Raw genomic sequence first — 20,915 nt, forward strand, 5'->3', positions numbered from 1 at the left:
TCCGTGACCGGGCGGGAAGTGCTTGCTGTGGTCGAGGCCGCAGTGCCTTCACGGCCCAGCCCGAGGGGGAGAACCCAATGCAGAGTCTTAAGCGCCCTGGTCGTACCGCGCCCAAGCGCCTGGCAGTCGTCGAGCCCGAGCCGGAGGGCGTCGAACTCGACGCCCTGGACGACGAGTTCGACGCGTACGACACCTTCGAGATGTACCGGGTGATCTGCCCGGACTGCGCGCAGCCCATCGCGCTCCTCGCGGACGAGGAGGTGCTGCCGGAGCACGCGCTGTGCGCCTCGCCGTGGAACCCCTTCGGCCTGACGGTGTGTGCCGGTACGGGTCGCCGGGCAGCCGAGGCCGGCTCGGCGGACGAGTCCGCGGAGCCCCAGGAGCAGGAGACGGCCCTCCTGCTGACGCTCCCTCAGGGACTCGACTGGCGGACCCAGCCGTTCTCGCACGTGGGCGGCCCCGGGTCGCGCCCCATGCGGGTGCCGGTGATCCGCCGCCAGGCCGCCTGAGCCGCTTCGCTCAGTCCCAGTAGTCGCCCTGCACCATGGCTCGCAGGCTGCCGTGGTGCAGGATCAGCGTGTCGGGATCGTCCGGTACGACCACCTCGCCGAAGTACGCCTGGCGGTAGGCGATCCTCAGCATGACGATCGCGTGCCGCAGCGCCGCGTACAGCGTGAAGAAGTCCATGTCGCGCGGCGTGTGGCCGGTGAGTTCGGCGTAGCGTGCCTCGACGCGGTCGCGGCGCAGGAAGTCGGGCAGTCCGCGCTGCCCGAAGCCGACGGTGAGGTCCTGGAAGAAGCGGTGCAGGTAGACCGTCCAGCCGAGGTCGACCTCTCGCGGGGCCAGGGCCGCCATCTCCCAGTCCAGTACGGCGACTGGGTCGAAGCCGTCGTAGACGACGTTCCCGATGCGTGCGTCGCCCCAGTTGAGGACGGCCGGGCCCACCTCGCGCGGCCAGATCTCCTCCAGCCGGTCGAAGGACCGCTCGATGAGGGGTGAGCGGGCGAGACCGTCCACCACCCAGTCGTAGTAGGCGCGTTGGGCGGTGACGTGTCGGCGCAGCGCGTCGCCCTGGCCGGGCAGGGCCAGGAACTCGGCCTCCTTCAGCGGGACTTGGTCGTGCAGGCGCGCCAACAGGCCTATCGAGGCCGCCTCCAGGTGCGCGCGTTCGGTGTCGCTCGCGGAGTGCAGCCAGTTGCCCTCGTAGGTGTAGGGCATGACGTCCGGCGGTACGCGTCCTGCCACGCGCTCCATGACGAAGAAGGGTGCTCCCAGCGGCCCGGGGTCCTCCTCAAGCCACTGCACCCTCGGCACCGGGAGGTCGGAGAACTCCGCCACCGTGCGCATCGTGCGGTACTGGCGGACCATGTCGTACACCGGGAAGACCGTGTACGCCGACGGGTCCGCCGCCAGTCTCAACGCGCACTGGCGCAGGGGCGGTTCGGGGTGCTCGACGGTGAAGAGCAGGGTCTCGCTGGACATGCCGTTCGAGGCGGGGACGGTGATGTCCGTGGCCCTGGCTCCGGGGAGACGGGCGCCGAGCCAGGCGGTGAGGCGGCCGGCGAGTTCCTCGGGGTCGCGGGTGGTGGTGCGCGGGCGGGGTGCCGTGGCCATGAGCGGGTCCCCTTACGGTGCGACGGAGTCGAATCCGGTGAAGCCGCTCGGGTCGTGGCGGCCGAACGAGCCGTGTTCGAAGATGCCGTGGCCGACCCGGCCGTCCAGACGGAAGCGGGCCGCGTGGTCGGTGACGCCGAACGCGGCCAAAGGGTGCTCCCGCGAGAGGTCGTAGGTGCGGCGGTCGGTCCAGTCGCGGCCCTGCCAGGTGCCGTGCTGCCAGTCGTCGGCGGGCGGATAGCCGGCGCCGAGGGCGAGGGGCGAGGAGGTGAGGACCTCCACCTCCAGCTCCATGGGCTTGCGGACGTCGCCGAGGTGGACGAGGGCGTGTTCGGGTCGGCGGGTGCCGGGGTGGTAGGTGATCTCGGCCTGGGGCCAGCCGAGTTGACGGTCCCGGTGGCCGGGGCGGACCAGGGTCGCGTCGTTGAGCGAGCGGTGGCCGTCGGCGTCCTCCTGGACGATCACCATGAGGAACCGGTCCTCGAAGCGGACCGGGCACCAGATCCAGTGGAAGCCCTCGGTCGGCTGCTCCTCGGCGAACCGGCCGCCCTGCTCCCCCGGCACCGGCCGTACGCCCCAGCTGCGGTCGCGGGTCCCGGTCCAGCCCTGGACCCGGATCTCGCGCCCGCCCACCCGGATCCACCCGTCGCAGTGCCCGGCCTGCACGAACCGCCGCCCCTCCAGGGTGAGCCGGCCGCCCCGCCGCTGGAGGTGGTGCGGTTCCCACAGGGCGGGGAAGTCGGCGGTCCAGGTGATCTCGTACGACAGTCCGTCCGGGTCGTCCGGGGCGGCCTCGCAGCTCACCACGAAGTCGCGCAGCGGGCGTTCGACGAGGATGCGCAGCGGGCCCACGCCCAGGTCGGTACGGTCGTCGTCCCGCAGGGCGTCCGAGGCGCGCACCGCGTGCAGGGTGTCGCCGAGGCGCAGAGTGGCGTAGGCGTCGATGACCCCGAGGTTGGGGTACACCCCGAGCCCGAGTATCAGCAGGGCCTGTCCCTCGTGGTCGAGGACGTGGAAGATGCAGCGGTCGTAGGCGTTGCGGTCGCCCGTCGCCACATACTTCATGGACAGGGGGACCTGGTGCACGGGGTACTCGTCGAGCGGTACCGGGCGGTCGTCGGGCACGGTCAACCTCCCTGCCTGGGTGGGGGCTGACGGTACGTCAGAGAGCTGTCGGTGACCAGATGTCCGGCCGGACGCCGGTGAACTCACGCTCGATTGCGGGGAGCGGTGACCCGGTCGCGGGGTGTCGCGTTGCCCCGGCATGACCCTTGCCTACGCGCCGGTCGCCGAATCGGTTCCCCCGTCCTACCGGCCCGCTCCGCCGCCGCCCCAGGACCCGCCCATCTACCGCGATCTGATGCGGACCTGGGCCGTCGGCGGCCGCACCCTGCCGGGGCGCCACGACCCGGAGTGGGTCCGGCTCGCGGCGCCGCAGGTCAGGCCGGGGCAGTTCAGCGCGTCTCAGGACCCGCCAGGTGACGGGCGATGACCATCCGCTGGATCTGGTTGGTGCCCTCGACGATCTGCAGGACCTTGGCCTCGCGCATGTACCGCTCGGCCGGGAAGTCGGCGGTGTAGCCGTAGCCACCGAGGACCTGGACGGCGTCGGTGGTGACCTTCATCGCGGTGTCGGTGCAGTGCAGTTTCGCCATGGCCGCCTGCTTGGCGAAGGGCCGCCCGGCGTCCCGCAGCCGCGCCGCCGCGAGGTACAGCGCCCGGCCGGCCTCGATCTGGGTCGCCATGTCGGCGAGCATGAAGCGCAGCCCCTGGAAGTCCGCGATCGGCCGCCCGAACTGCTGTCGCCCGGTCGCGTAGCCGACCGCCTCGTCGAGGGCCGCCTGGGCCAGCCCGATCGCGCAGGCCGCGATGCCGAGCCGTCCCGAGTCCAGGGCGGACAGGGCGATCGCGAAGCCCTGGCCCTCGTCGCCGACGCGCCGCGCGTCCGGGACCCGTACGCCGTCGAAGTGCACCTGGGCGGTGGGCGAGCCCTTCATGCCCATCTTCCGCTCCGGCGCGGCGGCACTGACGCCGTCCGCGTCGGCGGGGACCAGGAACGCGGTGATCCCGCGCGGGCCCTCCTCGCCGGTGCGCGCCATGACGGTGTAGAAGTCCGCGATCCCGCCGTGGGTGATCCAGGCCTTGGTGCCGTTGATCACCCAGTCGTCGCCGTCCCGGACCGCCCTGGTGCGCAGCGAGGCCGCGTCGGATCCGGAGGACGGCTCCGAGAGGCAGTACGCGCCGAGAAGCCCGCCGCCGAGCATCGCGGGCAGGTGTTCGACCTGCTGCTGCTTGGTGCCGTAGGTCGCCACCGCGTAGGAGGCGAGGGTGTGCACACTGACACCGAGGCCGACGGTGAGGCGGGCCGCGGCGAGCTCTTCGAGGACCTGGAGGTAGACCTCGTACGGCTGGTCGGCGCCGCCGTGTTCGGAGTCGTAGGGCAGACCGAGCAGTCCGGTCCGGGAGAGCAGGGTGAAGACCTCGCGCGGGAAGTGCCCGGCGTCCTCCTCCTCGGCCGCCTTCGGGACGATCTCGGCCTGCGCGATGTCGCGGACGAGCGAGATCAGTTCCCGGGCCTCGTCCGTGGGCAGTTGCCGGTCCACCGGCTGCGGGGCGCGGTCGGGCATGGCGACGCTCTCCTCCCTGTAGGGCGCTGGCGGACGCACGCCGTGGGGTGGGGCGGCTCCGCCGGTCTCACTGGGCGCCGTCCGCTGCTCGCGTCTCCCGGGTCACGGAAGCTGCTGACCAGCGGCTGCGCCCTGTGAGTATGCCCGATCGGGGACCCCTGGTCACTGGTTAACGACCGCTTACTTCAAGATAGCCCAGGGCACCGACAAGCGGCCGCGCGATCGCGCCGGAATTGGTCCGAACCATTGACGCGGTGGTCTAGTCCTCCTACTGTTCCGGCAACGCTTTACCGCGTTCATGCCAATCCCCTGGCGTTCCCCTCTCCCCCACGAGGAGACACCGATGCACCTTCCCCAGCGCGCCCGGTTCCGGGCGCTGATCTCCGCCGCGTGCTGCGCGGTCCTCGGCGCGGGCCTGCTGGCCGGCGCGAGCAGCGCGACCGCGACCACCGAGGCGGCCCCCACCGTGCAGGCGGCCGGCTCCAAGGTCGTCGGCTACTTCACCGAATGGGGCACCTACGACCGCAAGTACTACGTCAAGAACATCGAGACCTCCGGCTCGGCGGCGAAGCTGACGCACATCAACTACGCCTTCGGCAACGTCACCGGCGGCAAGTGCGCGATGGGCGACGCCTACGCGGCGACCGACCGGACCTACACCGCGGCCGAGTCGGTGGACGGCGTGGCCGACACCTGGGACCAGCCGCTGCGGGGCAACTTCAACCAGCTCCGCGAGCTGAAGAAGAAGCACCCGGGGCTGAAGGTCATCTGGTCGTTCGGCGGCTGGACCTGGTCGAGCGGCTTCGGCGAGGCCGCCCGCAACCCCGCCGCGTTCGCGCAGTCCTGCTACGACCTGGTCGAGAACTCCAAGTGGGCCGACGTCTTCGACGGCATCGACATCGACTGGGAGTACCCGAACGCGTGCGGCAACACCTGTGACACCAGCGGCCGGGAGGCGTTCAAGAACCTGATGGCGGCGCTGCGCGCGAAGTTCGGCAGGGGCTCGCTGGTTACCGCCGCGATCACCGCCGACGCCACGGCGGGCGGCAAGATCGACGCGGCGAACTACGCGGGCGCGGCGCAGTACGTCGACTGGTACAACCCGATGACGTACGACTACTTCGGCGCCTGGGACGCGGCCGGACCGACGGCCCCGCACTCGGCGCTGAACAGCTGGTCGGGCATCCCGAAGGCGAACTTCTACACCTCGGCGACGATCGCCAAGCTCAAGGGACTCGGCATTCCGGCCTCGAAGCTGCTGCTCGGCATCGGCTTCTACGGCCGCGGCTGGACCGGGGTCACCCAGTCGGCACCCGGTGGCAGCGCGACGGGCCCGGCGGCGGGCACCTACGAACAGGGCATCGACGACTACAAGGTGCTCAAGTCCAAGTGCCCGGCGACGGGGACGGTCGGCGGCACGGCGTACGCCAAGTGCGGCAACAACTGGTGGAGTTACGACACCCCCGCGACCATCGCGACGAAGATGACGTACAAGAACCAGCAGGGCCTCGGCGGCACCTTCTTCTGGGAGCTGAGCGGGGACACCTCGGGCGGTGAGCTGATCAAGGCGATCAACTAGCCGATCCGAACCGGGACTTGGGGCGGGGGACCACGAGCCTCCGCCCCTTGCCGTCAGCCGCCGGAAGCCCCTTGCCGTCAGCCACCGGACCCGCCGTCAGGGCTTCCTGCCGTCAGCCGTCCCTGCGGGCGGGCCGGGGCGCGGGGTAGTTGGGGTCCATCTCCTCGATGGCGCGCATCGAGCCGCCGAGGGCCTTCACCAGGAGGTCGCGCAGGGTGTCACGGGAGAGCTGGGGCGGGCCGTCGATCCAGTCCAGGGTGGCACCTTCGACGCTGCACACCCAGGCGAGCAGGCCCATGCGGGCCAGCGGGGCGATGTCGGTACGGCCGTACGCCCCTTGGGCGATGGTCGCGACGATCGCCTCGCGCACCCCGTCCCGGACCGCGTGCACCTCGGCGTCGAAGCCGACCCCGCCGCTGACGACCGTACGGTAGGCGGCCTGGTTGTGCTCGGCGTACCGGAGATAGCTGTCCAGGGTGCGGTGGACGTGTTCCACCTGCCCCACTTCCTGCTCCAGCCTGAGGCCGCTCGCCGCGTAGGTGACCAGGTCGGCGACGGAGTCCTGGATGATCGCCAGGTAGTAGCCCCGCTTGGACTGGAAGTAGTAGTAGATCAGCCCCTTGGCGACATGCGCCTGCTTGGCGATGTCGTCCATGGAGAGCGCGTCGTAGGAGGTGTCCGCGAACAACTTCCGCCCGATGGCGATGAGTTCGGCGCGGCGCGCAACCGAGCGCTCGGTGCCGCGGGCCCGCGGGCGAGCGGCTTCACGCTGATCACTGATATTCAAATTTCGACCCTGGTCTCGGGCTGGTGGCGGGACAAGCGCAGTATGTCAGGTCGCCTTTGAGTCAGGTCACAGCACGACAATGAGTCAGGTCACAGCAGACCAAGTTGCGTGACGAGCATCGCGATCACCGCGACGAGGACCCAGCCCGCGAGGTGTTCGACGACGGACGGGCCGTCGTCCCGGGGGCCGCCGGTGCGGGTGCGGGCGGCGGTGGCTGACTGTGCGGTCATGGTGGCTCGCTGCTCTCGGACGTCTCGGACGAATGGGTGGACTCCCCCCACCGGTCCGTCCACCTTGCCACCGAAAGGGGCTTTTGCGGCAGAGAGCTTGGTCACAGGGCCCCGGTCACCCGGGGCCCCGGCCGGACCTCAGCGCACGCCCACCGCTTCGAGCGCCTTGCGCTGGCGCGGAGTCGGGCAGGCGGGGAAGTACAGGTAGCAGACGCCCCCGGTACCGGAGACGACCTTGCCGCTGGCGTTGTACCGCTTGGTGCGCAGCCAGATGTTCTCCCACTCGCGCCGCTTGTAGACGCGCCGCACCTCCGGGTCGCTCGGCGAGGCCGGGTCGTTGGCGATCACGTCGCCCTCGGCGGTGAAGCCGATCACCGTCATGAGGTGACCGGAGGTGCCGTAACCGGCCCCGGTGAGCTCCTCCTTGAGGAAGGACTGGGACGTTATGGCCGGGATGCCGGCCGCGATCAGCGTCTCCAGGTCGGTCAGCGAGCCGAGCCGGGTGACCACGCCCTGAAGATCCTTGAAGGTGGCCGCGTAGGCCGCGTTGAAGGGCCAGTTGCCACAGCCCGCGTACTGGTAGTCGTAGGTGTACCGGGCCGCGTGGCAGACCTGCGGGTCGGCGTACGACGGGTCGACCCAGGCCAGTTGCTCCTTGGTGAGCCGGCCACCCCAGTACTCGATGATCATCTGCGAGGAGGTGGGGCTGCACCAGGCCTCACCGCCGTTGTCGTACTCCGGGTACTGGCCCTTGTGGATCTCCTGCGAGTAGCGCGGGACGATCAGTTCGCGGGCGACACCCGGCGTGGAGGCCGGGACGGTGAAGCGGTCGGGGACGTCCGAGCCCATGGCGCCCAGGCGCCACACGGTCGGCGTGTTCTTCGCCCCCGGCTTGCGGTACAGGGTCAGCCGCAACTGGTACGACGCCAGACGCAGCCCGGTCGCCGGGGCGTCGATCGCGAAGGTGTCTGTCCAGATGCTGCTCTTGTCGTCGCTCTGGTCGTCGACCGAGGTGCGCTTGATGTCCCCGTCCCCGGCGGCCCAGCGGCCCATCACGTACCACGGGGTGGCCGTGCCGTCGGAGTACGTCCCCTGGAGCTCGATCTGGATCCAGGTGCCGGCCGGGGTGTGGGCGTTCCAGGAGGCGATCACCTCCGTCGAGGGCACGGCGAGCCGGTGCACCGGCGAGGTCCAGGTCGCGTACTCCCAGGTGGCGGTGGTCCCGGTGTGCGGATCGGTGTAGTCGGTGGTGCCCGCGGGAGCGCTGATCACCACGCCGGGACGCTTGCCGGCGACGGCACGGACGCCCTGCGCGGTGCCGGCGCGCCAGTCGCCGTAGGTGGTCCAGGCGTGGTTGTCGACCAGTCGGGCGGGCTCGTCGTGATCCGCGTCGGCCGTGGTGCCGGCTGCGGCCGCGGGGCCCGTGCCGCCGGCCACCGCGGCGGCGACCGCGACGGCGAGAACGGTTCTGCGGGACGGCTGTTCGGCTCTGCTCATGGGTGGGAAGACCCCCAGGTGTCCTTCGGGACGGATCCGATGCACGGTTGTGCGCCAACTATGGATGAGGCGCCATGCTCCTGCCAGCACTTCAGGCCGTGCCACGCCCACCAATATTGGTCTCGACCACTGGCATGACCTGGGAAGCTGTGATTCCGGCGGCGAGCGCAGGCTCCTCACTACACTGGACGGGCCAGACCGCCCGTCCGTATGAGCGCCTCCAGGAATCGTCATCCACGTCCTCGCCTCCCGGCTCCGCCGGCTCCCCCCGTCCTGCGGCCCGGTCCGGCTGGTCGGCGTCGACGGCCACGCGGGCTCCGGGAAGTCCACGTTCGCCGGACAGTTGGCCGACGCCCTCGGCGGCGCGCCGGTCCTGCATCTCGACGACATCGCCAGCCACGACGAACTGTTCGACTGGACCGGACGGCTGCTGCGCGAGGTGATCACCCCGCTCGGCCGCGGCGAGACCGCCCATTACGCCCCCTACGACTGGCGCACCCGGCACTTCGGACCGCCCCGGGATCTGCCGGCGGCGCCCGTGGTCCTGGTCGAGGGAGTCGGCGCGGGCCGGCGCGCGCTCAGACCGCACCTGGCGTGTCTGCTGTGGATGGAGCTGCCGCGTGCGGAGTCCTGGGCCCGAGGGCGGTCCCGGGACGGGGTGGAACAGCGGGAGTTCTGGGAGGAATGGGTCCTGGCGGAACAACGGCATTTCGCCGAAGACCCCTCCCGGCCCTTCGCCGATGCGCTGGTACGCCAGTGCCCGCAGGGATACGAGACCACTGACGGGCCTGCTGTGACTCCTGGACCGGACCACGACATCACGCACGGTGACGGTCCAGCGGCGATGTGTTGAAGCTGTGAAGAACCACCGGTAAGAACTTGCCTGAGTCGCCCAACTCCGCTTGACCGAGGGGCCGTACAGGTCTTACGTTCTCAATGTGCGGCCGATGCAGGTCGCCCGCAGTCGCGAAGCCCCCGGTTGTTCCCCCGTGATCGGGGGCTTCGTTCTGCCCTCATACAGAAATATGCACGCGGTGAGACGCCGTCCGCTCACCCTCGGTCACCGTGCGCGGTGCGCCCCATCTGCTCCCACCTCGTCAAACGGCCCGTGCGGCACCCTACGGCGAGCGACACCACCGCAGGTACGATGCCCTCGGTGCGACCTACGGACAGCTGCTCTGCGCACCGTTGCAACTCCGGTCCGCGGCACAGCGGTTGGACGAAGGCGGCCATCGGGCGTCGGCCCGGTGGTGAACCACGGGGGCACGGTTTGTGGGGGACGTGATGGATTTCGGCACGCAGGGCCCCGAGGCCCCGGCCGACCTCGCCTGGCTGCGGGGTGTGGACGCCTACACGATGGGCGCCTACCCACAGGCGGAGGAGGAGTTCCGGGCCGCGGTGCGGATCGACCCCGGGATGGCCGACGGCTGGCTCGGGCTGCACGCGCTGCGCGTCGACACGACGACCGCGCTGCTGCGGATGTTCCGGCATCGCGAACGCTTCGGCGAGCAACGCACACGCCACCGCCGGACCCTCAACTCCTGGTACTGGCTGGGCTGGTGGGTGCAGCCGGTGCTGGAGAGCCCGCGTGACCTGCTGCTCGCGCACGCCTCGCACTGGCTGGACGGCCGGCACGTCCCGGAGCTCGACCGGGCCCTCGCGGGGCTGCCCCCGGTGGACACCGACCACCAGGTCCGCTTCCTGCACGCCTGCCGCGCCTACCTGGTCAAGGACTGGGAGCAGCTGGTACGGCACACCGACCCGCTGATCGACGACGCCATGCTCGGCATCGAGGCCGGTCTGTTCGGGGGCATGGCCCGGGTCCGCCTGGAGATGTTCGGGCAGGCCGAACCGCTGCTCTCGGCGGCCCTGATGCGCTGCCGCAGCGAACAGCCCCAGCGCAAGGAACTGCGGTACTGGCTGGCCCGGGCCCACGAGGGCACCGGCCGGTCCGCCGCCGCGCTGCCCCTCTACCGGGCGGTGCACCGCGTCGACCCCGCCTTCATGGACACCTCGGCCCGGCTCGCCGCGATCGCCGAGGGGGACGGGTACGACGACCCCGCCGACCTCGCGTCGATCACGCTCACCGGGTTCGGACAGGACGTGCTGGAGGGGCCCGACGGAATCGAGCCGCTGTTCGGTGTCGAGGGGCGGGACCTGAAGCTCTCCGATCCGCAGCCGCCGACCGGGCCACTGCCCACGATGACGGACCCGGCCGGACGGGAGCGGTCCGGCACCCTGGCAGGAGCACTGCCCGCCGGGCCCACCGACCCCGTCCTCCTGGAGGAAGCGCTCGCCGAACTCGAGCGCATGGTGGGCCTCGAACCGGTGAAGCGCCAGGTCAAGGCGCTGTCCGCGCAGTTGAACATGGCCCGCCTGCGCGCCGGGCAGGGGCTTCCGGTCCAGCCGCCCAAACGTCACTTCGTCTTCTCCGGGCCCTCCGGCACCGGCAAGACCACGGTGGCCCGCATCCTGGGGCGCGTCTTCTACGCCCTCGGGCTGCTCGGCGGCGACCATCTCGTGGAGGCGCAGCGGGCGGACCTGGTCGGGGAGTACCTCGGCCAGACCGCGGTCAAGGCGAACGAACTGATCGACTCCGCGCTCGGCGGGGTGCTGTTCGTGGACGAGGCCTACTCGCTCTCCAACTCCGGTTACGGGAAGGGCGACGCGTACGGCGACGAGGCGCTCCAGGTGCTGCTGAAGCGGGCGGAGGACAACCGGGACCACCTCGTCGTGATCCTCGCGGGTTACCCGGAGGGCATGGACCGGCTGCTCACCGCGAACCCCGGCCTGTCGTCCCGCTTCACCACCCGCGTCGACTTCCCGTCGTACCGCCCCCTCGAACTCACCTCCATCGGTGAGGTGTTGGCCGCCGAGAACGGGGACGTGTGGGACGAGGAGGCCCTGGACGAGCTGCGCTCCATCGCCGGGCACGTGGTGGACCAGGGGTGGATCGACGAGCTGGGCAACGGGCGGTTCCTGCGGACGCTGTACGAGAAGAGCTGCGCGTACCGGGATCTTCGGTTGTCCGGGTATCCGGGGATGCTGAGCCGGGACGACCTGTCGACGCTGCGGTTGCCGGATCTGATGCAGGCGTACGGGGAGGTCTTGTCGGGGCGGGGGCCGCAGGATCCGTCGGCCACGTAGTTCGTCGGCTGCGGGTCGGTGGGGCTTCTCGCGCAGTTCCCCGCGCCCCTGAAAACGAGTGGGTGCGGTCACCTACTCAGGGGCGCGGGAACTGCGCGACCAGCCACGACGAACCCGCGGCCGAACCTACGACGCCAACGCCTCCTCGCTGCCCCGCGGCTCGGTCACCCGAACCTCCGGCAGCTCCCGGTGCGCCGGGTCCCGTACCTCACCGACGAGCAGCTCCAGTACGTCCTCCAGCGCCACCAGTCCGAGCACCTTGCCCGACCCGTCCGCCACTTGGGCCAGGTGCGTGGCCGCACGCCGCATCACCGTGAGGGCGTCATCGAGCGGCAGGTCGGACCTGAGCTTCGTCATCGGCCGCCAGACCTGCTGCGGCACCGCCCGCTGGGACTCCTCCAGATCGAGGACGTCCTTCACGTGCAGGTACCCCATGAACACGCCGTTGTCCGCGGCGATCGGGAAGCGGGAGTACCCGGTGCGCCCGGTGAGTTCGATGATCTCGCCCGGGGTGACCGAGGGGCGGACCGTCACCAGGGACTCGCGCTTGAGCAGGACGTCGGTGACCGGGCGGGAGCCCAGCTCCAGCGCGTCCTCCAGGCGTTCCTGTTCCTCGGGGTCCAGCAGACCCGCCTGGCCGGAGTCCTCCACCAGCCGGTTGAGCTGTTCGCTGGTGAAGACGGCCTCGACCTCGTCCTTGGGCTCCACGCGGAAGAGCCGCAGGATGGCGGCGGCGCAGGCGCCTAGGGCGAGGGTGATGGGGCGGCACAGCCGCGCGAAGGCCACCAGGCCCGGGCTGAGCCAGAGCGCGAGCTTCTCGGGCGCGGCCATCGCGAGGTTCTTCGGGACCATCTCGCCGATGACGAGGTGGAAGAAGACGACCGCGGCCAGGGCGATGACGTATCCCAGCGGGTGGATCATGCCGTGCGGCAGGTGCATCCACTCGAACACCGGCTCCAGCAGGTGCGCGACCGTCGGTTCGGCGACCGCGCCGAGCGTCAGGGAGCACACCGTGATGCCGAACTGGGCGGCCGCCATCATCTGGGGGAGCCGCTCCAGGCCGTACAGCACCTGGCGGGCGCGTGCGGTGCCGAGGGGTTCGATCTGGCTGCGGCGCACCGAGACCAGCGCGAACTCGGCGCCGACGAAGAAGCCGTTGGCGAGCACCAGCAGGGCTGCGAAGAGGAGTTGGAGCACGCTCATCGGGCGGCCTCCATGACGTTGACCGCGGGGACCGTGCGGACCAGGCGGACCCGCTCGGCGCGGTAGTGCCCGACCTGGCGCACGGTGAGCCGCCAGCCGGGCAGTTCGGCCCGGTCTCCGACGGCGGGGATACGGCCGAGCAGGTCGGCGACCAGTCCGGCGACCGTCTCGTACGGCCCCTCGGGCACGTCGAGACCTATGCGCTGGAGGATGTCGACCCGGCAGCTGCCGTCGGCGTCCCAGGCGAGCCGGCCGTCCTCGGGCGGGGCGGCGGCGAGTTCGGGGATGTCCTGGCCGTCGTGCTCGTCGCGGACCTCGCCGACGATCTCCTCGACGATGTCCTCCAGGGTGACCACGCCGGCGGTGCCGCCGTACTCGTCGACGACGACGGCGATGGGCTGCTCGCTGCGCAGCTGGGCCAGCAGGGGCTGGACCGGGAGCGTCTCGGGCACCAGCAGCGCCGGGCGGGCGATCCGGCCCACGGGGGTGCGCAGCCGGTCCTGGGCGGGGACGGCGAGGGCGTCCTTGAGGTGGGCCATGCCGACGATCTCGTCGATCTTCTCCCGGTAGACCGGGAAGCGGGACAGACCGGTGGCACGGGTGAGGTTGACGACGTCCTCGGCGGTCGCGGACGCCTGGAGCGAGCTGACCTTCACGCGCGGGGTCATGACGTGCTGCGCGGTGAGCTCGCCGAGGGACAGGGTGCGCACGAAGAGGTCCGCGGTGTCCTGTTCCAGGGCGCCGGCCTGGGCGGAGTGCCGGGCCAGGGAGACCAGCTCGCCGGGGGTGCGGGCGGAGGCCAGCTCCTCGGCGGGCTCGATGCCGAGCGCGCGGACGAGGCGGTTGGCGACCGCGTTCAGGGCGGCGATCACCGGCCGGAACAGCCGGGCGAAGGCGTGCTGCGGGCCGGCGACGAAGCGGGCGACCTGCATCGGCTTGGACACCGCCCAGTTCTTGGGCACGAGCTCGCCGATCACCATCTGCACGGCGGAGGCCAGCAGCATGCCGACGACGACGGCCACGCCGGAGACCGCTCCCTCGGGGATGCCGATGGCCGTGAACGGGCCGTGCAGCAGTTCCGCGAGGGCCGGTTCGGCGAGCATGCCGACGACCAGGGAGGTGATGGTGATGCCGAGCTGGGTGCCGGAGAGCTGGAACGACAGCTCCTTGAGCGACTCGGCGACCCGGCGGGCCCTCCGGTCGCCTTCCGCGGCGGCCTTCTCGGCGTCGGTGGCCTCCACGGTGACGAGGCCGAACTCGGCCGCCACGAAGAAGCCGTTGGCGAGAATGAGCAGGAACGCCGCTCCGAGGAGCAGCAGGGGGATGGTCATGCTGCCGCCTCGACACGTACGGAGGGGGCAGCGCAGGTACTACAGGACGATCCGTCCATCGCTGGAGGGAGTCACTCCTCGGGTAGCAGGAACAACGAGAGGCGGAGGCGTGGTGAAAACGCCTCCGCCAACAGATTAATCAAGACAGGGCCCGATGCGGCAGGGTGGAATTCCCCGAGTCATCCCTGATCTTCGTCGGAGCGGGCCGTGGAACGGGCCTCGGCGAGCGCCCGCAGGGCCCTCGCGTCGGCGATGGCCTGCTGTTTCGCGATGCCCGGCTGGATGCCGAGCGCCGGCAGGCTGGTGCCGTCGCTGAGGTTGAGGAACACCCAGGGGTCGCCCGGGCGGAGGTTCACCTGGATGATCTCGGCCCACTCCAGCCGTCGCCTGCTGGCGATGTTCTGGACGGTGACCCCGGACTCGTCGGCGACGACCTTCACCCTGGCCAGCAGGAACAGCACACCGGCGAGCAGGGCCGCGGTGAACACGAAGCTCAGGCGCTCGCCGGGGCCCAGCTGTTCGAGGAGCAGCGCGATCACCGTGATCACCACGAAGATCGCGACACCGGCGGTGAGCAGGACCACACGGGTGCGGCCCGGCCGGAACGTGACGGGGAGAGCGGGAGGTTCGGAGGACATGTGCGGTACGCCCCTCAGAGACGGCAGGCGTGGATGGCCGTCGTCAGGATGGCCCGCGCGCCGATGTCGTACAGGTCGTCCATGATCCGCTGTGCCTCCTTGGCCGGGACCATCGCGCGGACGGCGACCCAGCCCTCGTTGTGCAGCGGGGAGACGGTCGGGGACTCCAGGCCGGGGGTGAGCGCGACGGCCTTCTCGAGCTGCTCGACGCGGCAGTCGTAGTCCATCATCACGTACGTGCGTGCCACCAGGACGCCCTGGAGGCGGCGCAGGAACTGCTGGACCTTGGGTTCCTCGGCGTCGGCGCCGGTGCGGCGGATGACGACGGCCTCGGACTTCATGATGGGCTCGCCGAAGACCTCCAGGCCCGCGTTGCGCAGGCTGGTGCCGGTCTCGACGACGTCCGCGATGACCTCGGCGACACCGAGCTCGATGGCGGTCTCGACCGCGCCGTCGAGGTGGACGACGGCGGCGTCGATGCCGTTGTCCGCGAGGTGTGCGGCCACGATCCCCTCGTAGGAGGTGGCGACCGTCTTGCCCTTGAGGTCCTCGACGCCGCTCGCGGTGCCGGGCTTGGACGCGAAGCGGAAGGTGGAGCGGGCGAAGCCGAGCGGGAGGATCTCCTCGGCGTCGGCGCCGGAGTCGATCAGCAGGTCACGGCCGGTGATGCCGATGTCGAGCTGCCCCGAGGAGACGTAGATCGCGATGTCCCGGGGGCGCAGGTAGAAGAACTCCACGTCGTTGACCGGGTCGACGGTCCGCAGTTCCTTGGACTCGCGGCGCTGCTGGTAGCCGGCCTCATGCAGCATGTCCGCCGCAGGTCCTGACAGGGAACCCTTGTTGGGGACGGCGATGCGCAGCATGAGGTCGGCTTCCTTTGCTCTCAGGGGTGTGTTCGGCGACTGGCTTACAGGTGGGCGTAGACGTCGTCGAGGGAGATCCCGCGCGCGACCATCATCACCTGGACGTGGTACAGCAGCTGCGAGATCTCCTCGGCGGCCGCTTCCTTGCCCTCGTACTCGGCGGCCATCCAGACCTCGGCGGCCTCTTCGACGACCTTCTTGCCGATGGCGTGGACACCCTTGCCGACCAGTTCTGCGGTGCGGGAGGTGGCGGGGTCGCCGGTGGCGGCCTTCTGCTGGAGCTCGGTGAAGAGCTCCTCGAACGTCTTATTGGACATGGTGTCGCTCACCCTATGCCAAATGACACCTTCGTCAGTGCCACGGTTCAGATACTGAGCGGAGGGTGGCCGCCGTGGCCACCGCGGCGGTCACCGCCTCGTGTCCTTTGTCCTCGTTGGAGCCATCGAGGCCGGCCCGGTCCAGGGCCTGTTCCTCGGTGTCGCAGGTGAGGACGCCCATGCCGACGGGGACGCCGGTCTCCACGGACACCTGGGTGAGGCCCTGGACGACGCCCTGGCACACGTACTCGAAGTGCGGGGTGCCACCGCGGATGACGACACCGAGGGCGACGATCGCGTCGTAGCCGCGCCCTGCGAGGACCTTGGCGACGACCGGGAGTTCCCAGCTGCCGGGGACCCTGAGCAGGGTCGGCTCGTCGATGCCCAGGTCGTGCAGGGCGCGCAGGGCGCCGTCGACCAGTCCGTCCATCACCTTCTCGTGCCACTGCGCCGCGATGACGGCGACCCTCAGGTCGCCCACGTTGCGTACGGACAGCTCCGGTGCACCCTTGCCGCTCACGTTCTCGAACTCTCCTCGAAGTGCTTACTGGTTGCTGCAGGTGGACACCGGGGCGGTGTCCAGCCAGGGCAGGTCATGGCCCATCCGGTCCCGCTTGGTGCGCAGGTAGCGGAGGTTGTGCTCGCCCGCCTGTACGGGCATCGGCTCCCGGCCGGTGACCTTGAGGCCGTGGCGCAGGAGGGCGTCGGACTTGTCGGGGTTGTTGGTCATCAGGCGCAGGCTGCGGACGCCGAGGTCCTGAAGGATCTGCGCGCCGGCGCCGTAGTCCCGGGCGTCGGCGGGCAGGCCGAGCTCCAGGTTGGCGTCGAGGGTGTCGTGGCCCTGCTCCTGGAGCTCGTACGCCCGCAGCTTGGACAGCAGGCCGATGCCGCGCCCCTCGTGGCCGCGCAGGTAGACCACCACTCCCCTGCCCTCGGCCTGGATGCGCTCCAGGGAGGCGTCCAGCTGGGGACCGCAGTCGCAGCGCAGGGAGCCGAAGATGTCGCCGGTGAGGCACTCGGAGTGGACGCGGACCAGGACGTCCTCGCCGTCGCCGATCTCGCCGTGGACCAGGGCGACGTGCTCGACTCCGTCGACGCCGGAGCGGTAGCCGTACGCCGTGAAGGTGCCGTGGGCGGTGGGCAGCCGGGTCTCGGCCTCGCGGCGGACCGTTGGCTCGCTGGTGCGGCGGTAGGCGATCAGGTCCTCGATGGAGATGATCGTCAGACCGTGCTTGCGGGCGAAGGGGATCAGCTCGGGCAGGCGGAGCATCCGGCCGTCCTCGCCGGCGATCTCGACGATCGCGCCGGCCGGGCGCAGTCCCGCGAGCCGGGCGAGGTCGACGGCGGCCTCGGTGTGACCGTTGCGGGTGAGGACACCTCCGTCCCTGGCGCGGAGCGGGAAGATGTGACCGGGGCGGACGAAGTCGGTGTGGTCGGCGTCGCCGCTCGCGAGGAGCCGCAGCGTGGTGGCGCGGTCGGCGGCCGAGATGCCGGTGGTCACGCCGTGCGCGCCGGACGCGTCCACGGAGACGGTGAACGCGGTCTTCATCGACTCGGTGTTGTCGTCGACCATCTGCGGGAGCTTCAGCCGGTCCAGTTCGTCGCCCTCCATGGGGGCGCAGATCAGGCCGCGGCACTCGCTCATCATGAAGGCCACGATCTCGGGGGTGATCTTCTCGGCGGCGACGACCAGGTCGCCCTCGTTCTCGCGGTCCTCGTCGTCGACGACCACGATGGGCCGGCCGGCCGCGATGTCGGCGATGGCCTGCTCGACCGGGTCCAGCGCGAAGTCCTCGAACCCGTCGGTGCTGTAGAGAATCGGTGCCGCGCTCATGCCGGCGCTCCTTCCATGACGGGCCGCGCGGACTCACGGGAGCGCAGCCACCAGTCGCGCATGCCCCACAGGACGAGCGCGCCGTAGATGACGTAGACGAAGCCGGAGAAGGCGTAGCCGTTGGCGAAGTTCAGGGGGACGCCGACGAGGTCGACGAGGAGCCAGGCGAACCAGAACTCGACCATGCCGCGGGCCTGGGCGTACATGGCGACGACGGTGCCGACGAAGATGTAGGCGTCCGGCCAGGGGTCCCAGGACAGGCTCGGGTAGGCCTTGAAGAGCAGGGCGACCGCGACGGTGCCGACGGCGGCGGCGCCGACGAGGGCTCCGCGCTCACGCCAGGAGGCGAACCGGGGCGCGATGTGCCCGTCGCCGGACTGCCCCTTGTTGCGGTTCCACTGCCACCAGCCGTACAGGGCGACGAGCATGACGACGACCTGCTTGCCGGCGCTGCCGGTGAGGTGGCCGTAGAAGGCGCCGAAGAGGATGAGGCCGGAGGCGAACTGGACCGGCCAGCTCCACAGGTTGCGGCGCCAGCCGAGGGCGAGGGCGATCAGGCCGAGGATGTTGCCGATCATGTCCGACCAGAGGATGTGCTGGCCGAACAGGGTGAAGGCCTCGGTGTTGAGGGAGTTCACTGTCCGGCCCCCTGACCGCTGTTCGCGAGCAGGCGCTCGACGTACTTGGCGACGACGTCCACCTCGAGGTTGACCGGGTCGCCGGGCTGCTTGATGCCGAGCGTGGTCAGGGCGAGGGTGGTCGGGATGAGGCTGACGGTGAAGTAGTCGGGGCCTGCGTCGACGACGGTGAGGCTGATGCCGTCGACGGTGATGGAGCCCTTCTCGACGACATAGCGCGTCAGGTCCGCGGGCAGCGAGATCCTGATGATCTCCCAGTTCTCGGAGGGCTTGCGCTCCAGGACCTGTCCGGTGCCGTCGACATGCCCCTGCACGATGTGTCCGCCGAGGCGCGCGCCCAGGGCCATCGGGCGTTCGAGGTTGACCCGGGAGCCTTCGGCGAGGGCACCGAGGCTGGAGCGGTCGAGGGTCTCGGCCATGACGTCGGCGGTGAACCAGTCGGCGTCGTGTTCGACGACCGTGAGGCAGACGCCGTTGACGGCGATGGAGTCCCCGTGTTTCGCGCCCTCGGTGACGACGGGGCCGCGCACTCGGAAACGACAGGAGTCACCGAGGTTCTCGACAGCGGTGATCTCACCCAGCTCTTCGACGATTCCGGTGAACACTTCCCGGGTCCTCCCTGCCTCATTCGGGCACGGACTCCGGGGCTGTCGATGACGACAGAATCAGCGAGTGGGGACACCGGGGGCGACGCCGGACGGGACCCACCCCCGCGAGGGTGAAGCCTGGTACGGCGGCGCGCATACAGGTATGCCCGCCCGCCGCGCACTGCCTCCCATCCGGACTTTAACCGTCGGTCCAGGAATTTCACCTGGTCAACCGGCCGCTGGAAGCGGTCGGGTCGCGGACTGTAACCGCCGGTTCGGACTTTCACCGACCCCGGAGTGCGCTGCTTCTGGTACACAGCCAGTCTGCCACGCCCGATCGTGGTCCATACAGGCGATGCGTGTGCAGTGGCTCACAACCCGTGGCCGAAACCCCTTGACCTAATGGTCTAGTCCTTTTTAGGGTCGCCCTGCGTGGACACCCGTAGAGACGGACCCGGCGGCGGTGACGACGGCCCTTGCCCGCCGCCGGGTCTTCTGCGCCGGGTCAGTCCGCGCGTCGACGCTGCTGATCGACCGGCTGACGGGGTGCGAACAGGGCGTCCTGCGCGCGGTCCCGCGCGGTGAGCAGTGCGCCGCGCAGAACCGCCTCTCCGCCCAACACGCCTGCCCGCACCTCCGTGGCCAGAGGGGACATGCGGCGCACCCTTCGCTCCACGCGGGCGGCCAGCTCCGTCCCACCGGCCTGCCCCACCTCGCCACCCAGCACCACACACCCCGGGTCCAGGACGGCGACGACCGACGCGACCCCCACGGCGAGCCGGTCGGCGAGAGCGTCCAGGAAACGGGACTCCTCGCGCACCGCGACCGCCTCCGGCACCGAGCCCGCCTGCACCGAGTCCGTGGCCGCGAGCGTCTTCCGTACCGAGTCCGTGGCCGCGACCGTCTTTCGTACCGAGTCCGTGGCCGCGACCGCCTCCGGTACCGAACCCGTGGCCGCGACCGCCCCCGGTACCGAACCCGTGGCCGCCACCCCTTTCCGGACCGAGTCCGCCGCCGGTACCCGGTTCGTGGCCGAGTCCGCGGCCGCCACCGCCTCCGCTGCCCGGTCCGTGGCCGCCACCGCTCTCCGCACCACCTCCGCTGCCTCCGCAGCCCCCCTCACGAGACCCGCGCCCCCGCGAGCGTCCTCGCCGGAGTCACCAGCCCCGTCCACCGCCACCGCCAGACCGCACTCCTCCGCCAGCCGCACGATCCCCGCCGAGCCCGCCAGTGAATGGAAACCCCCCGCGCAGTCCACCGCCGACGGCAGGCCCGCCGTCCCCGGCACCGGGAGGAACCCGATCTCCCCCGTCCCGCCCGAGGCGCCCCGCCGCAGGACGCCGTCCAGGATCACCGCAGCGCCGGTGCCGTGGCCCAGCCACAGCAGGACGAAGGTGTCCCGGTCGCGGGCCACCCCGTCGCGCTGTTCCGCCAGCGCCGCGAGGTTGGTCTCGTTCTCGACATGGACGCGGGTCTCCGGGAGCCGCTCCTGAAGGGCCAGCACCAGTCGCCGGTGCCAGGCCGGCAGGCCGCCGGAGTCGCGGAGTTCGCCCGTGGCCGGGTCGATCAGACCGGGGGCGCCGATGGCGACGGTGTGGAGTCCGGCCACCCCCGCCTCCTTCGCCGTCCGCTCGACCAGCGCGACGGCCTGCTCGACCGCGGGGCCCGTCCCGGTCTCACCGCCGATCGGCACCGACGCCTCGGCCAGCACCCGCCCCAGCAGGTCGGCGACGACGACGGAGACGCCCTCGGTGCGGACGTCGAGGGCCGCGAGGTGGGCCTGGTCGGCGACGATGCCGTACAGCTTGGCGTTGGGGCCGCGGCGCTGCTCCCCCGACTCCCCGACCACGTCGATCAGTCCGGCGGCGGCGAGGCGCTCGACGAGGTCGGCGACGGTCGGCCGGGACAGCCCGGTGAGCTGCTTCAACTGGCCTGCCGTCAGCGGGCCTTCCTGCTGGAGGAGACGCAGGGCGAGCCGGTCGTTGATGGCCCGGGCGGTGCTCGGGGATGCGGGCATGCCGGG

The 20,915-nt window shown here is 70.9% G+C and carries 20 protein-coding genes and 1 riboswitch; of the genes, 4 read left to right on the forward strand and 16 right to left on the reverse strand.

Annotated elements, in window-relative coordinates:
* The first annotated feature begins 77 nt into the window (after window positions 1-77).
* Window positions 78-509, forward strand: coding sequence for a hypothetical protein (locus AQJ54_RS25980; protein ID WP_062028154.1), 432 nt, complete (start codon window positions 78-80; stop codon window positions 507-509).
* Window positions 510-519: 10 nt separating this feature from the next.
* Here the strand turns inward: AQJ54_RS25980 and AQJ54_RS25985 are convergent, their stop codons facing one another.
* The 3 genes from AQJ54_RS25985 to AQJ54_RS25995 form a co-directional block, all read right to left on the reverse strand.
* A complete protein-coding gene (locus AQJ54_RS25985; RefSeq protein ID WP_062241403.1) occupies window positions 520-1,614 on the reverse strand; it encodes a phosphotransferase family protein in 1,095 nt (364 codons plus the stop codon).
* A 12-nt stretch (window positions 1,615-1,626) separates the two neighbouring features.
* Complete coding sequence (locus AQJ54_RS25990) at window positions 1,627-2,739, reverse strand: Rv3169 family protein (RefSeq protein WP_062241405.1); 1,113 nt, start codon at window positions 2,737-2,739, stop codon at window positions 1,627-1,629.
* A gap of 329 nt (window positions 2,740-3,068) precedes the next feature.
* Window positions 3,069-4,241, reverse strand: a complete 1,173-nt coding sequence (locus AQJ54_RS25995; RefSeq protein WP_062241407.1) for an acyl-CoA dehydrogenase — start codon at window positions 4,239-4,241, stop codon at window positions 3,069-3,071.
* Window positions 4,242-4,584: 343 nt separating this feature from the next.
* Here AQJ54_RS25995 and AQJ54_RS26000 point away from each other — a divergent pair, with 343 nt between their 5' ends.
* Entirely contained in the window at window positions 4,585-5,820 is a 1,236-nt protein-coding gene (locus tag AQJ54_RS26000; RefSeq protein WP_062241409.1) for a glycoside hydrolase family 18 protein, read from the forward strand.
* A gap of 112 nt (window positions 5,821-5,932) precedes the next feature.
* On the opposite strand, the gene AQJ54_RS26005 is transcribed toward AQJ54_RS26000, so the two are convergent.
* The 3 genes from AQJ54_RS26005 to AQJ54_RS26010 all read right to left on the reverse strand — a co-directional run bounded on the left by AQJ54_RS26005 (window position 5,933) and on the right by AQJ54_RS26010 (window position 8,334).
* Entirely contained in the window at window positions 5,933-6,607 is a 675-nt protein-coding gene (locus AQJ54_RS26005; RefSeq protein WP_062028163.1) for a TetR/AcrR family transcriptional regulator, read from the reverse strand.
* 89 nt (window positions 6,608-6,696) lie between these two features.
* Entirely contained in the window at window positions 6,697-6,837 is a 141-nt protein-coding gene (locus AQJ54_RS45130) for an SCO1431 family membrane protein (protein WP_107047873.1), read from the reverse strand.
* Window positions 6,838-6,975: 138 nt separating this feature from the next.
* Entirely contained in the window at window positions 6,976-8,334 is a 1,359-nt protein-coding gene (locus AQJ54_RS26010; RefSeq protein ID WP_062241411.1) for a C39 family peptidase, read from the reverse strand.
* Between the two features lie 232 nt (window positions 8,335-8,566).
* Here AQJ54_RS26010 and AQJ54_RS26015 point away from each other — a divergent pair, with 232 nt between their 5' ends.
* Together AQJ54_RS26015 and AQJ54_RS26020 are read left to right on the forward strand one after the other, a co-directional pair.
* Window positions 8,567-9,187 (forward strand): uridine kinase family protein, encoded by a 621-nt coding sequence (locus tag AQJ54_RS26015; RefSeq protein WP_062241412.1) that lies wholly within the window; start codon window positions 8,567-8,569, stop codon window positions 9,185-9,187.
* A 431-nt stretch (window positions 9,188-9,618) separates the two neighbouring features.
* Window positions 9,619-11,481: an AAA family ATPase gene (locus tag AQJ54_RS26020; protein WP_062028169.1), complete on the forward strand. Its 1,863-nt coding sequence runs from the start codon at window positions 9,619-9,621 to the stop codon at window positions 11,479-11,481.
* Between the two features lie 126 nt (window positions 11,482-11,607).
* On the opposite strand, the gene AQJ54_RS26025 is transcribed toward AQJ54_RS26020, so the two are convergent.
* From AQJ54_RS26025 to AQJ54_RS26070, 10 genes are all read right to left on the reverse strand, one after another.
* Complete coding sequence (locus AQJ54_RS26025; protein WP_062241414.1) at window positions 11,608-12,684, reverse strand: hemolysin family protein; 1,077 nt, start codon at window positions 12,682-12,684, stop codon at window positions 11,608-11,610.
* Window positions 12,681-14,015, reverse strand: a complete 1,335-nt coding sequence (locus AQJ54_RS26030) for a hemolysin family protein (protein WP_062028173.1) — start codon at window positions 14,013-14,015, stop codon at window positions 12,681-12,683. The genes AQJ54_RS26025 and AQJ54_RS26030 overlap by 4 nt, the downstream gene beginning before the upstream one ends.
* A gap of 179 nt (window positions 14,016-14,194) precedes the next feature.
* The gene (locus AQJ54_RS26035; RefSeq protein WP_062241417.1) at window positions 14,195-14,653 is read right to left on the reverse strand and encodes a PH domain-containing protein; all 459 of its coding nucleotides are present in this window, start codon (window positions 14,651-14,653) and stop codon (window positions 14,195-14,197) included.
* Window positions 14,654-14,667: 14 nt separating this feature from the next.
* Window positions 14,668-15,516, reverse strand: coding sequence for an ATP phosphoribosyltransferase (gene hisG, locus AQJ54_RS26040; RefSeq protein ID WP_062028177.1), 849 nt, complete (start codon window positions 15,514-15,516; stop codon window positions 14,668-14,670).
* A 44-nt stretch (window positions 15,517-15,560) separates the two neighbouring features.
* Window positions 15,561-15,833, reverse strand: a complete 273-nt coding sequence (locus AQJ54_RS26045) for a phosphoribosyl-ATP diphosphatase (RefSeq protein ID WP_018534786.1) — start codon at window positions 15,831-15,833, stop codon at window positions 15,561-15,563.
* Window positions 15,834-15,867: 34 nt separating this feature from the next.
* Window positions 15,868-16,353, reverse strand: coding sequence for a 6,7-dimethyl-8-ribityllumazine synthase (gene ribH / locus AQJ54_RS26050; RefSeq protein WP_062241418.1), 486 nt, complete (start codon window positions 16,351-16,353; stop codon window positions 15,868-15,870).
* Window positions 16,354-16,377: 24 nt separating this feature from the next.
* Entirely contained in the window at window positions 16,378-17,667 is a 1,290-nt protein-coding gene (locus tag AQJ54_RS26055; RefSeq protein WP_062241420.1) for a bifunctional 3,4-dihydroxy-2-butanone-4-phosphate synthase/GTP cyclohydrolase II, read from the reverse strand.
* Window positions 17,664-18,305, reverse strand: coding sequence for a nicotinamide mononucleotide transporter family protein (locus tag AQJ54_RS26060; RefSeq protein ID WP_062028181.1), 642 nt, complete (start codon window positions 18,303-18,305; stop codon window positions 17,664-17,666). The genes AQJ54_RS26055 and AQJ54_RS26060 overlap by 4 nt, the downstream gene beginning before the upstream one ends.
* Window positions 18,302-18,910, reverse strand: coding sequence for a riboflavin synthase (locus AQJ54_RS26065; protein ID WP_062241422.1), 609 nt, complete (start codon window positions 18,908-18,910; stop codon window positions 18,302-18,304). The genes AQJ54_RS26060 and AQJ54_RS26065 overlap by 4 nt, the downstream gene beginning before the upstream one ends.
* Window positions 18,911-19,066: 156 nt before the next feature.
* Window positions 19,067-19,197: riboswitch (FMN riboswitch) on the reverse strand.
* Between the two features lie 200 nt (window positions 19,198-19,397).
* Window positions 19,398-20,909 carry an ROK family transcriptional regulator gene (locus tag AQJ54_RS26070; protein WP_062241425.1) on the reverse strand — a complete coding sequence of 504 codons (1,512 nt, stop codon included), beginning with the start codon at window positions 20,907-20,909 and terminating at the stop codon, window positions 19,398-19,400.
* Window positions 20,910-20,915 lie beyond the last annotated feature (6 nt).

The organism is Streptomyces griseorubiginosus (assembly GCF_001514195.1).
In the GTDB taxonomy this organism is placed as follows: Bacteria; Actinomycetota; Actinomycetes; order Streptomycetales; family Streptomycetaceae; genus Streptomyces; species Streptomyces griseorubiginosus.